The sequence below is a fragment of the Burkholderia anthina genome (assembly GCF_001547525.1).
Taxonomy (GTDB): Bacteria; Pseudomonadota; Gammaproteobacteria; order Burkholderiales; family Burkholderiaceae; genus Burkholderia; species Burkholderia semiarida.
The window spans coordinates 730,028-744,422 of the sequence record NZ_CM003769.1; the positions used below are offsets into that span (position 1 = coordinate 730,028).

10 protein-coding genes are annotated in these 14,395 nt (G+C 71.3%); 5 read left to right on the forward strand and 5 right to left on the reverse strand.

Annotation, left to right across the window (positions count from 1 at the left end):
• Positions 1-12 precede the first annotated feature (12 nt).
• A complete protein-coding gene (locus tag WS64_RS19410; protein WP_060967501.1) occupies positions 13-1,473 on the forward strand; it encodes an alginate export family protein in 1,461 nt (486 codons plus the stop codon).
• Positions 1,474-1,497: 24 nt separating this feature from the next.
• On the opposite strand, the gene WS64_RS19415 is transcribed toward WS64_RS19410, so the two are convergent.
• On the reverse strand, positions 1,498-2,403 hold the full coding sequence (locus tag WS64_RS19415; RefSeq protein WP_060967344.1) for a LysR family transcriptional regulator: 906 nt from the start codon (positions 2,401-2,403) through the stop codon (positions 1,498-1,500).
• Positions 2,404-2,621: 218 nt separating this feature from the next.
• Between WS64_RS19415 and WS64_RS19420 the strand changes: the two genes are divergently transcribed.
• Complete coding sequence (locus WS64_RS19420; RefSeq protein WP_060967345.1) at positions 2,622-3,656, forward strand: MBL fold metallo-hydrolase; 1,035 nt, start codon at positions 2,622-2,624, stop codon at positions 3,654-3,656.
• Positions 3,657-3,694: 38 nt separating this feature from the next.
• On the opposite strand, the gene WS64_RS19425 is transcribed toward WS64_RS19420, so the two are convergent.
• Complete coding sequence (locus WS64_RS19425) at positions 3,695-4,615, reverse strand: helix-turn-helix domain-containing protein (protein WP_060967346.1); 921 nt, start codon at positions 4,613-4,615, stop codon at positions 3,695-3,697.
• 399 nt (positions 4,616-5,014) lie between these two features.
• On the opposite strand from WS64_RS19425, the gene WS64_RS19430 reads away from it, so the two are divergent.
• The 3 genes from WS64_RS19430 (at position 5,015) to WS64_RS19440 (ending at position 10,714) form a co-directional block, all read left to right on the forward strand.
• Positions 5,015-7,918, forward strand: a complete 2,904-nt coding sequence (locus WS64_RS19430) for an ATP-binding protein (RefSeq protein WP_060967347.1) — start codon at positions 5,015-5,017, stop codon at positions 7,916-7,918.
• Between the two features lie 132 nt (positions 7,919-8,050).
• On the forward strand, positions 8,051-9,937 hold the full coding sequence (locus tag WS64_RS19435; RefSeq protein WP_060967502.1) for an amidohydrolase: 1,887 nt from the start codon (positions 8,051-8,053) through the stop codon (positions 9,935-9,937).
• 93 nt (positions 9,938-10,030) lie between these two features.
• Positions 10,031-10,714 (forward strand): HD domain-containing protein, encoded by a 684-nt coding sequence (locus tag WS64_RS19440; RefSeq protein WP_059574825.1) that lies wholly within the window; start codon positions 10,031-10,033, stop codon positions 10,712-10,714.
• A gap of 82 nt (positions 10,715-10,796) precedes the next feature.
• Here WS64_RS19440 and WS64_RS19445 read toward each other — a convergent pair whose 3' ends face one another.
• The 3 genes from WS64_RS19445 to WS64_RS19455 all read right to left on the reverse strand — a co-directional run bounded on the left by WS64_RS19445 (position 10,797) and on the right by WS64_RS19455 (position 14,300).
• Positions 10,797-11,909 carry an alkene reductase gene (locus tag WS64_RS19445; protein WP_060967348.1) on the reverse strand — a complete coding sequence of 371 codons (1,113 nt, stop codon included), beginning with the start codon at positions 11,907-11,909 and terminating at the stop codon, positions 10,797-10,799.
• A 78-nt stretch (positions 11,910-11,987) separates the two neighbouring features.
• Positions 11,988-13,205, reverse strand: a complete 1,218-nt coding sequence (locus tag WS64_RS19450) for an MFS transporter (protein WP_059640766.1) — start codon at positions 13,203-13,205, stop codon at positions 11,988-11,990.
• 177 nt (positions 13,206-13,382) lie between these two features.
• Positions 13,383-14,300, reverse strand: coding sequence for a LysR family transcriptional regulator (locus WS64_RS19455; RefSeq protein WP_059640765.1), 918 nt, complete (start codon positions 14,298-14,300; stop codon positions 13,383-13,385).
• Positions 14,301-14,395 lie beyond the last annotated feature (95 nt).

The following is a 14,395-nucleotide window of genomic DNA, read 5'->3' on the forward strand; positions in this document are numbered from 1 at the left end:
GTGCACCGGCCGATGAAGCGATCGTGGCGCGGCGCGCTGTCGTGCGTCGTGCTGGCGGGCGGTGCCGCGTCGCACGCGGGTACCGCCGTCGGCGCCGAGGCCGATGCGGCGTCGGCCGGCGCGGCCGCGTCGCCGGCTGCCGCCGCCGCGTCGTGCACCGCGAAACGCCCGACGGTGCTGTTCAACCGCTGGCAGGAAGACTGGTCGGCGCTCGCGAATCCGTGCGTGCCGCGCAAGCCGTTCGACGCGCTGAAATACGTGCCGCTCGGCGACGACCCGTCGACCTATCTGTCGCTCGGCGCGAACCTGCGCGAGCGATTCGAGCTGAACAACGCGCCGCTGTTCGGCCTCGGCGCCGCGCACGACGACAACTACGTGATCCAGCGCGCGAACGTGCATGCGGACCTGCGCTATCGCGGGCACCTGCAGGCGTTCGTGCAGTTCGTCGATGCGCGGCCGTTCGGCAAGGATACGGTCGGCCCGGTCGACAAGGACCAGCTCGACCTCGAGCAGGCGTTCGTCGCGTACGTCGATCAACTCGGGCCCGGCACGTTCAAGACGCGGATCGGCCGGCAGGAGATGGCGTTCGACTTGCAGCGCTTCGTGTCGGTGCGCGACGGCCCGAACGTGCGCCAGGCGTACGACGGACTGTGGACCGATTACGAGATCGGCAAATGGCGCGTGATCGGCTATGTGACGCGTCCGGTGCAGTATCGCAACGCGGCCGCGTTCGACGACGTGTCGAACCGGCACCTGCGATTCGACGGCGTGCGCGTCGAGCGCACGGGCACGGGGCCCGGCGATCTGTCCGCGTACTGGTCGCGCTACACGCGCGACAACGCGCGCTATCCGGATGCATCCGGCACCGAGCGGCGCGACGTGTTCGACATGCGCTACGCGGGCAAGACCGACGGGTTCGACTGGGACGTCGAGGCGATGCTGCAGACGGGCCATGTCGGGCAGGACACGATCGGCGCGTGGGCGTTCGGCGCGCTGGGCGGCTACACGTTCGCGAAGACGGCCGGCACGCCGCGCGTCGGCATCCAGGTCGACGGCGCATCGGGCGACGCGCATCCGGGCGACCGGCGCGTCGGCACGTTCAACCCGATGTTTCCGAACGGCTATTACTTCACGCTCGCCGGGTATACCGGATACAGCAACCTGATCCACGTGAAGCCGTCGCTGACCTTCAAGCCGGCAAGCTCGGTGACGGTGCTCACCGCCGTCGGCTTCCAGTGGCGGCAGACGACGGCCGACGCGATCTACGGGCAGGGGATGTCGGCGGTGCCGGGCACGGCGGGCAAGGGCGGCGCGTGGACGGGGATGTACGCGCAGGCGCGCGTCGACTGGCTCGTGAACGCGAACGTCGCGCTCGCGCTCGAAGCCGTGCACTTCCAGCTCGGCTCGTCGATTCGCGCGCTCGGCGCGCGCAATGCCGACTATGTCGGGATGGAAGCGAAGTTCGGCTGGTGACGCGCCGCGCCCGGCTCTCGCGTATCAGGGCTGCGCGCGGGCGAGCGATTCGACGAAATCGATGAACGCGGTCACGCGCTTCGAGCCGCGCTGGTTTGGCAGGTACAGGGCCGTGATCACCGCGCGCGCCGAGCCCGGCGTCACGTCGTACTGGTCGAACAGCCGCTGCAGGCGGCCGGCTTCGATATCCGCCCCGACCAGCCAGTCGGGCAGCAGCGCGATGCCGGCGCCGTCGAGCGCGGCCTCGCGCAGCACCTCGCTGTGATTCGATTTCAGCCGCCCGGTGACGACGACCTGCGTCGTGCGTGGCGGGCCGGCGAACGTCCACGCCTGCTGATCGACGCCGAAATGAAAGCGCAGGCACGCGTGATCGACGAGTTCGCCGGGTGTCGCCGGCGTGCCGTGCGCGTCGAGGTAGCCGCGGCTCGCGACCACGTAGCGCCGGAACGTGCCGAGCGGACGCGCGACGACGTCCGCGGTCGGGGCCGCGTCGCCGAGCCGGATCGCGACGTCGATCCGCGCGGACACGAGATCGACGCGTTCGTCGGTCAGTTGCAGATCGAGGTCGAGCTTCGGATGGCGCGCGACGAACGCGGCGACGTGCGGCGCGATGCGGCGCAGCCCGTAGGCGACCGGGACCGATACGCGCAGCGGGCCGGACGGCGCGTCGCCGCGGTCGGCCACCAGCGCGTCGGCATCGGCGAGCTCGCCGAGCACGCGTTTCGCCCGCGCATAGTAGACGGCGCCCGCGTCGGACAGCGTGACTTGCCGCGTCGTGCGGTTCAGCAGCACGGTGCCGAGCGACGCCTCCAGCGCGTCCACCGCGCGCACGACCGACGAAGCGGCGAGATCGAGCCGGCGCCCCGCGCTCGAGAAGCCGCCGGCTTCCGCGACTTCGACGAACGCGCGCAGCGCGGAGAATTTGTCCATGAGATCGTCCTTGGGCGGGTGGCAACGTCGCGTTGCATGCGGTTCGCATTCTAGCGCCGGGCGGCGCGGCGGCCGGATCGCGTGCGGCGTGTCTTCAGGACAATTCAGGCGTCGCTCAGGATTTTCGCCGCGGCGGCCGATAAGCTGCGCGACATCGCGTGTTGCGCTGGCCGTTCCGTTCGTGACGGGCCACGCGCACGATTCGTCACGGAGATCCGATGAAGAACCTGTTTCGGCACGCGTGCGTCGCGCAGGCGGCCCGTTGGTTGATCGTGGCCGGGTGCGCGGGCCTGTTGGCGCCCGCGGCGCATGCGCAGGCCGGCGTGCGGGCCGATGCGGCGTCCGGCGTGCAGCCCGACGCGCCGGTGCCCGCCGCGGGCCGGCAGCCGCCCGGCTTCTATCGGCTGAAGATCGGCGACTTCACGGTGATCACGCTGTCCGACGGCACGCATCCGTTTCCGGTCGATTCGGTGTTTCGCGACATCTCGAAGGACGAGATCCGGCGCGACCTCGACCGCGCATTCCTCGAGCCGCCCGTGCAAGGGTCGATCAACGCGTTCCTCGTCGATACCGGATCGAAGCGGATCCTCGTCGACGCGGGCGCCGGCACGCTGTACGGCGACTGCTGCGGCAAGCTGCTCGACGACCTGCGCGCGGCCGGCTACGCGCCCGCGCAAATCGACGAAGTGCTGCTCACGCACCTGCACAAGGACCATGTCGGCGGCATTGCGTCGAATGGCGCGATGACGTTTCCGAATGCCGTCGTGCGGGTGAACGCCGTCGAGGCCGCGTACTGGCTCGATCCGGCGAACAAGGCGCACGCGCCGGCGTTTCTCGCGTCGTTCTTCGATGCGGCCGCCGCGGCGGTCGCGCCGTACGTCGCGGCCGGCCGCTTCAAGACGTTTCGCGGCGACGCGACGCTCGCGCCCGGCATTCGCGCGGTGCCGATGCCCGGCCATACGCCGGGCCATACGGCTTACCTGATCGAGAGCGGCCGCGCGGGCCTGCTCGCGTGGGGCGACATCGTGCACGTGGCGGCGATCCAGTTGCGCGACGTCGACGCGACGGTCCAGTACGACAGCGATGCCGAGGCCGCCCGCCGCACGCGGCGGGATACGCTGAAGCGCGTCGCCGAGCGGCGCTATCTCGTCGGGGCCGCGCATATCGCGTTTCCCGGGCTCGGCCACCTGCGTCGGGACGGTGCGCAATACGACTGGGTGCCGGTCAACTACGACGCGACGCCGGTGCGGTGACGTCCCGGCGTGCGGCCCGGCGTGCGCCATGCCGCCGGTCAGCGTGCCCGTGCGCGCCGCCACGCGCCGGGCGGGTGCCCGACGATCCGCGCGAATACGCGGTTCAGGTGGCTCTGGTCGGCGAAGCCGCACGCGACCGCGATGTCGGCCAGCGTCATGTCGGACGTCTCGATCAGCTCGCGCGCGCGCATCACGCGCTGTTCGAGCAGCCACTGGTGCGGCGTGCGGCCGGTCGTGCGCGAGAACGCGCGGATGAAATAGCCGCGCGACAGGTCGCATTCGTTCGCGACTTCCTCGATCGACACGCCGAGGTCCGCCTTTTCCATCAACAGCTCCTTGGCGAGCGCCACCTTCGCGGGAGACAGCGCGCCCTTGTGCTCGAGTTCGCGCGCGCGCACGTTGCCGTAGCGGCGCACGAGATGCGTGCCCATCGCGAGCCCGACCTGCTCGATGAACAGCGCGTTCAGCGGGCCGGGCGCGTCGAGGCTGTCGGCCACCGCGTGCGCGAGATGCCCGAGCACCGGGTCGCGCGCATCGACGCGGCACGTGAGGCCGTCGACCGGGCTGCCGCCGTGTTCGGGGCCGATGCGCGCCAGATACGGGTGCGGCAGCTCGATTAGCACGAAGTCGAAATTGCCGTACAGGTCCGCGTGGAAATGGCGCGAGAAGTCGCGAATGTAGATCGAGTGATGCTGGAACCGGCGTTCGCTCGCGCCGGCGCGCCCATAGAGCGTGCGGCGGTGGCCGCCGTTCAGCGACACGCCGACCAGGAAGCCGCGGTCGCACGCGGGCATGTCGATCCGTTCGACGTGCGCTTCGCGCATGCATTTGCGGTGGAGCTTCAGGCCGCCGGATGCCGTCTCGACATCCTTCGCCAGCAGGCTCGACACGCACCCGAGCGTGTCTTTCGGCCGTGGCGGAGGCGATGCCGTCGGGGCTGCGATGACGGAGTCTGACATGGAATTCCCCAGCGAGGGACTCGGAGCGTGAAATGACGAGTCCAGTTTAGATGCGCGCGCGAACGTTCAAAATGAATTTGCATAAACGTCCGCTCTTCATCCTGACAAATTGCTTTCAATGCGTGCGCGCGGTGAGTGCGTGCCCCGGCGCGACGCCTGCGCGAGCGGCCCGGCAGAGTATAGCGCCCCACTTTTACACGCAAGCGATCGTGCCGGCCGCGCGTGCGCGGCATGCGCGGACAGCGCATTTTCCTTCAAGATTTTCACGGCACGCCCCTCTACACTCGACCCGTATTTCGACATTTATCGTCCGGCGCGGCAGCACGCCGGACTTGGACTCTCCGCCGGGCGAACTGCCGCGTTCACCCGGCGCTCATCCCGAGGTACCCGGAGGCGGCCATGGTCCAGATCGGAACTTTGTCGGTGGATTTCGAGCAGCGGGACATTCGCCGTCACGGCGCGTCGCTGCGCATCGGCGCGCGCGCGCTCGACATTCTCGAGGTCCTGCACCGCGCGAGCGGTTCGGTCGTGTCGAAAGACGACATCATGGATGCGGTCTGGCCGGGCCTGATCGTCGAGGAAAACCGGCTGCAGGTGCATGTGGCGACGCTGCGCAAGGCGCTCGGCGCGAGCCGCGATCTGATCAAGACGGTGCCCGGGCGCGGCTATCTGCTGGTCGCGAGCCCGTCGCCCGGCCCGGACCTCGTGCCCGCGGCCGACGCGCCGGCCGTCGCGGCGCCGCCCGACGCTCCCGCGTCGTCGCTGCTTGCGCCGCTCGTCGGGCGCGACGCCGAAATCGCGCAGATCGTCGACATGCTCGAGCGCACGCCGGTCGTCACGCTCGTCGGCGCGGGCGGCATCGGCAAGACGAGTCTTGCCGTACGCGTCGCGCACGGCGTGCGCAGCCGCTCGCGCGAGCGCGTGCTGTTCGTCGAGCTGGCGCGCGCGTCGACGCGCGACGACATGCTGATCGCGCTGGCCGCCGAGCTCGGTCTCGACACGCAGGGCGTGCCGGCCATCGAGCGCATCGGCGACGCGTTCGCGACGTCGCGCTGCCTGCTCGTGCTCGACAACGCGGAGCACATCGTCGATCTGGTGGCGAGCCTCGTCGAAACGCTGACGTCGCGCGCCGGCTCGCCGCGCGTGCTCGTGACGAGCCGCGAGCCGCTGCACATCTCGGCCGAAGCGGTGCTGCGGATGAGCCCGCTCGCGGTGCCGGACGGCGGCGCGTCCGTCCCGGAAATGGTCCGCTGTTCGGCCGTCGAGCTGTTCCTGGAGCGCGTGCGCACGGCCGCGCCGGATTGTCCGGTCGACGAAGCCGGCGTGCGGGTGATCGCGGACATCTGCCGGCGCCTCGACGGGCTGCCGCTCGCGATCGAGCTGGCCGCGGCGCGCGTGGCGACGCTCGGGCTCGCGGTCGTCGCGTCGCGTCTCGACGACCGGCTGAACCTGCTGACGGGCGGGCTGCGCTCGGCGCTGCCGCGTCATCAGACGCTGCGGGCGACGTTCGACTGGAGCTACGTGCTGCTCGATCCGGCCGCGCGCGCGCTGTTTCGCCGGATGGGATGCTTCATCGGGCCGTTTTCGTTCGATGCCGCACGCGCGGTCGCGACCGAGCCCGGCACGTCGGCCGCGGACATGATCGCGGTGCTCGGCGAGCTGGTGGCGAAGTCGCTGGTGACCGTCGAGTTCCATGGCGCGTATGCGCGCTACCGGCTGACCGAATCGACGCGCGCGTACGCGCTCGAAAAACTGCACAACGAAGGCGAATTCGAACGCATCGTCGCGCGCCACGCGGCGTACGAGCGCGAGCATGCGCCCGCGCGTCCCGCGACGCTCGCCGACGCGCTGCCCGCGGATGCACCCGCGCCGGCCGCGGACGAACCGGCGGAGGCCGCCGTGGCCGCCGTGGCCGCAGGCGTGCCCGAGCCCGACCGGCTGGCGCGCGCGCTGCTCGAGCCGGCGCGGATGCGCGCGTGTACGGCGCGCGCGCGCCAGGTACTCGACGCGCTCGACACGGGCGCCGCGGGCCCGGTCGACGCCGCGCGCGAGATGCGGCTGCGGGCGGCCTGCGCGTCGGCGCTGCTGCATACCGATGGCGATGCGCCGGCCGCCGCCGCTATGTGGAACCGCACGCTCGGTCTCGCCGCGCATATCGGCGACGATGCGTTCGACGCGCGCGCGCTGGTCGGGCTGTGGCATACGATGCTGACGCTGTCGGACATCCACGAATCGCTGCGCTACGCGACGCGCTTCGAGCGCGCGGCCGAGCGGCGCGGGGACCGGTCGCAGCGGTTGCTGGCGAACACGATGGTCGCGACGTCGCTGCATTACTTCGGCGAGCATGCGCAGGCGCGCGAGCGGCTGGAAGCGGCGACGGCCGAACTCGCCGACGCGGACGAACCGGCGTGCGCGCAGGCCGCGCTCGGCGTCGACATGGCGACGCTGGGGCGCACGATGCTGATCCGTCTGCTCTGGATGCAAGGCGAGCCCGAGCATGCGATGCGCGTCGCCGCGCAGGCGGTCGAGTGCGCGCGCCGCGGCCCGTCGGCGCTCACGCTGTGCATCGTGCTCGGTGCGGCCGCCGCGCCGATCGCGCTGCGCTACGGCGATCACGACATCACCTCCGACTATCTCGCGACGCTGCGCGCGACCGCCGACGCGCACGGCTTCGACATCTGGCGCAGTCACGCGGAATGCCTGACCGGACAGTTCGACATCCAGGCCGGCCATCCCGGCGCCGGTCTCGCCCGCCTCGAACCGGCGCTGCGGCGCGTCGAGGCGAGCGGTTTCCGGCGTCTGCTCGCGCCGTTGACCGTTGCGTACGCGGAGGGCCTCGTGCGGACCGGCCGCGCGAACGAAGCGCGCTCCCGGCTCGATGCGACGCTCGCGCGCTGCCGCGCGCACGGCGAGCACCTGTTCGTCCCGGAATTGCTGCGGGTGAACGGCGTCGCGATGCTCGAACAGGCGCGCACCGTCGGCGCGGATCTCGCGGTGGCGTACGAGGCCGACGGCCATCGTCATCTGCAGATGGCGATCCAGACCGCGAATGCGCAGGGCGCCGCGATGTGGGCGCTGCGCAGTTCGCTCGATCTCGCCGATCACCTGATCGAGCGCGGGCACACCGCGCAGGCGTCGACGCTGGTTGCCGCGGGCGCGCGGCACTTCGATCCGGATTCGCGCGCGCACGACGTGCGCCGCCTGCTGCGCGTGCAGAACTTCGTCCGTCAGGAGGCGCCGCTCGCGCCGTGCCGGACGCGCGCGCGACGCGATGCCGCCGACGCGGCGCAGCAGGCGGCATAGCGATGCGCGAATCCGGTGCAGCAGCGCGCCCGCGCGATCGCGGCATGCGTGCCGACGCGCGCGGTGCGGCCGCGTTTCAGGCAGCGGCGCCGAGCAGCGCGTCGCGCGCGGATGCGCACGGGAGGCCCGACGGTGCTTAGGGCGACGGAACCCGCGCGCTCGGCGGACCTCGTCGTCTTCAACGGCAAGATCGCGACCCAGGACGAACGACGCTCGTTCGTCCGCGCGCTCGCCGTGAAGGACGGGACCATCGTCGCGACCGGCGACGATCGCGACGTGCTGCGCCATGCGCGCGACGGCACGACCCGTATCGATCTGAACGGCCGTACCGTGATACCGGGCCTGATCGATGCGCACCTGCAGGCGATCCGCGGCGGCATGAACTTCAACCTCGAGGTGCGCTGGGACGGCGTGCCGTCGCTTGCCGACGCGCTCGAACTGCTGGGCCGGCAGGTGCGACGCACGCCCGCGCCGCAATGGGCGCGCGTGGCGGGCGGCTGGACGGCGCTGCAGTTCGCGGAAAAGCGCGGCCCGACGGTGGCCGAGCTCAACGCGATCGCGCCCGACACGCCCGTATTCATTCAGCATCTGGGCGACAGCGCGTGGCTGAATGCGGCCGCGCTGCGCGCGCTCGGCTACGGCCGCGACACGCCCGATCCGCCCGGCGGCGAACTGCGGCGCGATCGCCACGGGCGGCCGACCGGGCTGCTGCTCGCGCGTCGGGATCCGGCCGTGCTGTTCGCGGCGCTCGCCCGCGCGCCCATGCTCGATGCGGCCGACCGGCTCAACTCCACGCGGCAGTTCATGCGCGCGCTGAACCGCGTGGGCGTGACGAGCGCGATCGACGCCGGCGGCGACGGCCTCGCGTATCCGGACGACTATGCGGCGGTCGCGACGCTCGCGCGGCGCGGCGAACTGACGACGCGCATCGCCTATGCGCTGGGCGCGCGGCACGCCGGCCGCGAGCTCGACGATTTCGCGACATGGATCGCGCGGACGGCGCCCGGCGACGGCGACGCGTTCCTGCGCGTGAGCGGCGCGGGCGAGCGGCTGCTGTGCTCGGCGATCGATCTCGGGAATTTTCTCGAACCGCGCGTCGAGCTGGCCGCGTCGGTCGACGCGGACCTGGCGGCCGTCGTCCGGCTGCTCGTGCGCCATCGCTGGCCGTTCCGGCTGCATGCGACCTACGACGAATCGATCGGCCGCTTCCTCGACGTGTTCGAAGCGGTGGATCGCGACACGCCGTTCGACGGGCTGCGCTGGTGCTTCGACCGCTGCGAGACGATCTCGGATGCCAATATCGCGCGTGTCGCGGCGCTGGGCGGCGGCATCACCGTGCAGCCGCGCATGGCGTTCCAGGGCGAAGCCTTCATCGCCCGCCACGGCGCGGCGGCGGCCACGCGCGCGCCGCCGATCCGCGCGATGCTCGCGGCCGGGCTGCCGGTCGGCGCGGGCTCCGGGGCGACGGGCGCGGCGAGCTACAACCCGTTCGTCGCGCTGTACTGGATGGTGTCGGGGCGCTCCGTCGGCGGCACCGCGCTGTATCCGGCGCGCAACCGGCTCGGCCGGATGGAGGCGCTGCGCCGCTATACGGTCGGCAGCGCATGGTTCTCCGCCGACGAGCACCGCAAGGGCGCGCTGGTGCCCGGCCGGTACGCCGACTTCGCGGTGCTGAGCGACGACTACTTCACGATCGACGCGCGGCGCATCCCCGCGTTGTCGTCGGTGCTGACGGTCGTCGACGGCAAGGTCGTGCACGCGGAGCAGGAATTCGCGCCGCTGGCGCCGCCGCCGCCGCCCGTCAGTCCCGCATGGTCGCCGGTCGCGGAAGGCGGCGTCGGCGGCGCGGCGCTCGCCCGTCCGCATGCGTCGGCGGCGGGCGACGCATGCGCGGCGCCCGGCAGCGATGCGTGCCGGGCGCGCGGTCACGGCCGCCGTTTCGCGCGGCCGCGCTATCCGACGGCAAGTGCGGCCGCCGAGCGCTGCGAAGCGTTCGGCCGCTGCTGCGTCGCGTTTTGAGCGGCGCGTGCCGGTGTGCGACGCGCCGCGCGCCGGACGCCCCCGGGCATTGAACGATTTTCCGCCCCGTGCGCGGGGCATGAAGGAGACAGGATGAATGCTGCGCACCCGCGCGCACCGGCCATCGGCGACGAAGTGGCCGGCGTTCGCATTCCGCGCACGCCCGTTGCGCTCGATGCGGCCGACGCGGCCCGCGCGTCGTTGCCCGCCGTGCTGGTCGATCACGCGGCGCGCGTGTTCGTGTTCGCGTCGCTCGCCGCGCGGCGGGCAGGCGACGCATGCAACGCATGCGACGCCGACGCGCTGTACGTCGCCGCGATGTACGCGAACATGGGGTTGAGCCACGCGTATTGCCGCTCGACCGAGCGCTACGAGCTCGACGGCGCGGATGCCGCATGCGCGCTGCTGTTGCGCCATCGGCGCTCGCGGCGCGTGCGCGACGACGTGTGGCAGGCGATCGCGCTGCATACGACGCCCGGCGTGGCCGCCCGCGCGTCGCCGCTCGCGCGCGCGCTGGCGGCCGCCGTGTCGACCGATCTGATGGCGACCGACTTCGACGCATACACGCTCGACGAGCGTGACGCGTTGCTCGCCGCGTATCCGCGCGGCAGCGGTTTTCGCGAAACGTTCCTCGCGACGGTCGCGCGCGGCGTCGAACATCGGCCGCAATCGACGTTCGGCACGTGGAGCGCCGACGTGCTCGAACGCGCGGATCCGGATTTTCATCGGCCGAATTTCTGCGGGCGCGTGCTGGGCGCGCGGTGGAACGATACGTGACGGCGCCGCTCCGGCACGCGGCGGCCGGACGCGTCGCGGCACCGCGTCCGGCATGCCGGGCCCTGCGCGCCGCATGCGCGGATCATGCGTGCGACTGCACGGCGTCGTGCCGCGCATAGTCAACGTAGCCGGCGCGGTCGCCGCCGTACCAGCCGATGGTCTTCGGCTCCGCGAGCGGTGCGCGGGCCGCGATGCGCTCCACGAGATCCGGGTTCGCGATGTACGCACGCGCAAACGCGACGAGATCGGCGTCGCCCGCGTCGATCAGCGCGTTCGCCGCGTCCGGTGAAATGCCGCCGTTGACGATCAGCGTGCCGCGGAACGACCGGCGCGCGTGCTCGACGATGCGCGGCAGATCGGGCTCGCCGCTCCAGCCGTTGGTATCGGCCGCGTGCAGATAGGCGACGCCCGCCGCGTCGAGCATCCGGCCGACGTAGGCGAGCGTCGCGTCCGGATCGGCGTCGCGCACGTTGTTGTATTTCGCGTACGGCGAGATGCGCACGCCGACGCGGTTCAACGGCATCACGCCGCCGACCGCGTCGACGATTTCCTCGAGAAAGCGCGCGCGGTTCGCGACCGAGCCGCCGTAGCGATCGTCGCGGCGGTTCAGCGTCGACGACAGGAACTGGTGCGGCAGGTAGCCGTTGGCCGCATGGATCTCGACACCGTCGAAGCCCGCGACCATCGCGCGCGCGGCCGCCTGCCGGAACTCGTCGACGGTCGCGACGACTTCATCGGTCGTCATCGCGCGCGACGGCGTCGCATGAATCTTCGTGTAGTAGCCGTTCTGCAACTGTGCCCAGACCTGCAACTGTTCGAGGTCGTCGTTCACGCCGGACGGCGACAGCGGCGCGGCGCCGCCGAGCAGCGTCAGCGAGCTGACGCGGCCGCCGTGCCACAGCTGCGCGAAGATGCGCCCGCCGTTCGCGTGGACGGCGTCGGTGACGATTTTCCAGCCGGCGGCCTGTGCATCGTCGACGAGGCCGGGCGTCAGCTCGAACGCCGCGGAGGCCGCGCTGACGTTGGTGGCCTCGGTCACGATCAGGCCGGCCGACGCGCGCTGCGCGTAGTACTCGGCCATCAGTTCGGTGGGCAGGCCGCGCGACGGCGCGCGCGAGCGCGTCATCGGCCCCATCACGACGCGGTTCGGCAGCGCGAGGCCGCGCAGATCGTAGGCACTGAGCAGGGAAGACATGATGGACTCCTGTGGTTCGACGTGGAGCGGGGCGGCGGCGCGCCCCGCGAACGGATCGATTCGATGGGTGAGGGCGGCTCAACCCGCGGCGTGACGTTGCGCGTGCGGCCGCCCGACGAGCAGGTAGTGGGCGAGCGCGACGATCGGGAACGCGCCGGCCGCCGCGGCGACGAGCGGCCAGCCGCCACGCTCGTACAGCGGGCTCGCGAGCGCGGAGCCGACGGCGCCGCCGACGAAGATGCTCGTCATGTACAGCGCGTTCAGCCGGTTGCGGCTCGCCGCGTGCAGTGCGTAGATCTCGCGCTGGCCGAGCACCATGTTCATCTGCACCGCGAAGTCGAGCACGATGCCGGTGACGACGAGCCCGTACAGGCCGGTGCCGTGCACGAACCCGACCGCATACGACAGCGCGCCGGCCACGAGCGCGATCAGCGTCGCGCGCACCGTATGGCCGGCATCCGCCAGACGCCCCGCTACCGGCGCCGACGTCGCGCCGATCGCACCGACCAGCGCGAACAGGCCGATCGCCGATTGCGAAAGCCCGTAGTGACGCGTCAGTTCGACCGGCACGGCCGTCCAGAACAGGCTGAACGACGCGAACATCAGGCCCTGGTAGAACGCGCGGTGGCGCAGCACCGGCATCGTGCGAACGAGGTGCAGCAGGGAGCCGATCAGCTCGAAATAGGTCGCGCGGTGATCGGGCTGGCGCGACGGAATCGTCAGCGCGAGCACGGCCGTGACGAGCGTCATCAGCACGGCCGCGGCCGCGAACACGAAGCGCCAGCCGAACGCGTCGGCCACCACGCTCGACAGCGGGCGGGCCAGCAGGATGCCGAGCAGCAGCCCGCTCATGATCGTGCCGACGATGCGGCCGCGCGAATGATCCGGCGCGAGGTGCGCGGCGAGCGGCACGAGAATCTGCACGGCCACCGAGCTGAACCCGATCAGCAGCGAAACCGCGAGAAAGAGCCCGGGCGTGCGCACGAGCGCCGCCGCCGCGAGGCTCGCGATCGACACGACGGCCGTCACGATCATCAGCTTGCGGTTCTCGAGCAGGTCGCCGAGCGGCACGATGAAGAACAGGCCGAACGCATAGCCGATCTGCGTCAGCGACACGATCAGGCTCGCCGTGTCGCCGGACATGTGCAGGCTCGGCGCGATGAGCTCCGTGATCGGTTGCGCGTAGTACAGGTTCGCGACGATCGCGCCGCAACTGAAGGCGAACAGCAGGATCAGCCCCTGCGTGAGCCTGGCGCCGTGCGCGGGCGGCGCGAGCGGTGTTGAATCCGTTGACATGGTCGACTCCTGGAAAAGGGAAAGGCCGGCTACCGGAGCGCCGCGCCGTCATGGAGGCCGGCCGCGATACGGTGCACCGCATTGCCGTCAATACTATTGATCAATCGATAAAGCCGGAAGCGGAACGCCGCGCAATCGAGCGTTGCGCGGCACGCAAAGGTGCCGCGCCGGGCGGGTTCAGCCGCGTTTGCCCTGCAGCGTCGGAATCTGCTCGAACAGCCCCGCGAGCCAGTCGACGAACACCTTCAGCTTGACCGGAATGTGGCGATTGGGCGGATACAGCACCGAGATCGGTCGGGCCGGCGCGTTGAAATCGGTCAGCACCTCGCGCAGCCGGCCCGATTTCAGGTACGGCTCGACGAGGTACAGCGACGTCTTGATCAGCCCGATGCCGGCGACGCCGCACTCGATGTAGTTGTCCGCGTCGTTGACGGCCACGGTGCCGCACATCTGCACGATGCGCGGCTCGCCGTCGACCACGTAGTCCCACGCGCGTGGCCGCCCGGTATCGGCGGAGATGTGACTGACCGCGACGTGCCGCGCGAGATCGTCGACGGTCTCCGGCTCGCCGAACCGCGCGAAATACGCGGGCGAGCCGCACGTGCAGGTGGTCAGGCTGCCGATCCGCCGCGCGATCATCCCCGAATCGTCCAGCGCGCCGATGCGCACCACGCAGTCGACCCCTTCGCCGACGAGGTCGATCTGCCGGTCGGTCACGCCGAGTTCGAGCATGATGTCCGGATGGGCGTCGAGAAACGCCGGCAGCGCGGGCACCACGACCTGCTTCGCCATCGCCGGCGGCAGGTTCACCTTCAGCCGGCCGCGCGGCACGTTGCGCGCCTGCGAGACCGACGCCTCCATGTCGTCGATCTCGCGCAGCACCGCGACGGACCGTTCGTAGTAGGCCTGGCCGTCCTCGGTCAGCGAGATGCGGCGCGTGGTGCGGTTCAGCAGCCGGCAGCCGAGGTGCTGCTCGAGACCGCTCAGCAGCGCCGACACGCGCGGCGTGGTGAGGCCGGTCGTGTCGGACGCGCGCGTGAAGCTGCCGGTTTCGACGATGCGCGTGAACACGCGCATCGAAAGCAAGGTATCCATCGTCGGAAGTTCTCCAGCCTGTCGGCATGCGGCGCCGGTGCGTGCCGGCGCCGTCTGGTCGGATATCGGGTATCGCGTAGCGGGGGCGACCGGGC

What these genes read in the sequence shown, in the direction of transcription:
- WS64_RS19410 (WP_060967501.1), top strand. Translation starts at nt 13, where the DNA reads ATGAAGCGATCGTGGCGCGGCGCGCTGTCGTGCGTCGTGCTGGCGGGC.
- WS64_RS19415 (WP_060967344.1), bottom strand. Translation starts at nt 2,403, where the DNA reads ATGGACAAATTCTCCGCGCTGCGCGCGTTCGTCGAAGTCGCGGAAGCC.
- WS64_RS19420 (WP_060967345.1), top strand. Translation starts at nt 2,622, where the DNA reads ATGAAGAACCTGTTTCGGCACGCGTGCGTCGCGCAGGCGGCCCGTTGG.
- WS64_RS19425 (WP_060967346.1), bottom strand. Translation starts at nt 4,615, where the DNA reads ATGTCAGACTCCGTCATCGCAGCCCCGACGGCATCGCCTCCGCCACGG.
- WS64_RS19430 (WP_060967347.1), top strand. Translation starts at nt 5,015, where the DNA reads ATGGTCCAGATCGGAACTTTGTCGGTGGATTTCGAGCAGCGGGACATT.
- WS64_RS19440 (WP_059574825.1), top strand. Translation starts at nt 10,031, where the DNA reads ATGAATGCTGCGCACCCGCGCGCACCGGCCATCGGCGACGAAGTGGCC.
- WS64_RS19445 (WP_060967348.1), bottom strand. Translation starts at nt 11,909, where the DNA reads ATGTCTTCCCTGCTCAGTGCCTACGATCTGCGCGGCCTCGCGCTGCCG.
- WS64_RS19450 (WP_059640766.1), bottom strand. Translation starts at nt 13,205, where the DNA reads ATGTCAACGGATTCAACACCGCTCGCGCCGCCCGCGCACGGCGCCAGG.
- WS64_RS19455 (WP_059640765.1), bottom strand. Translation starts at nt 14,300, where the DNA reads ATGGATACCTTGCTTTCGATGCGCGTGTTCACGCGCATCGTCGAAACC.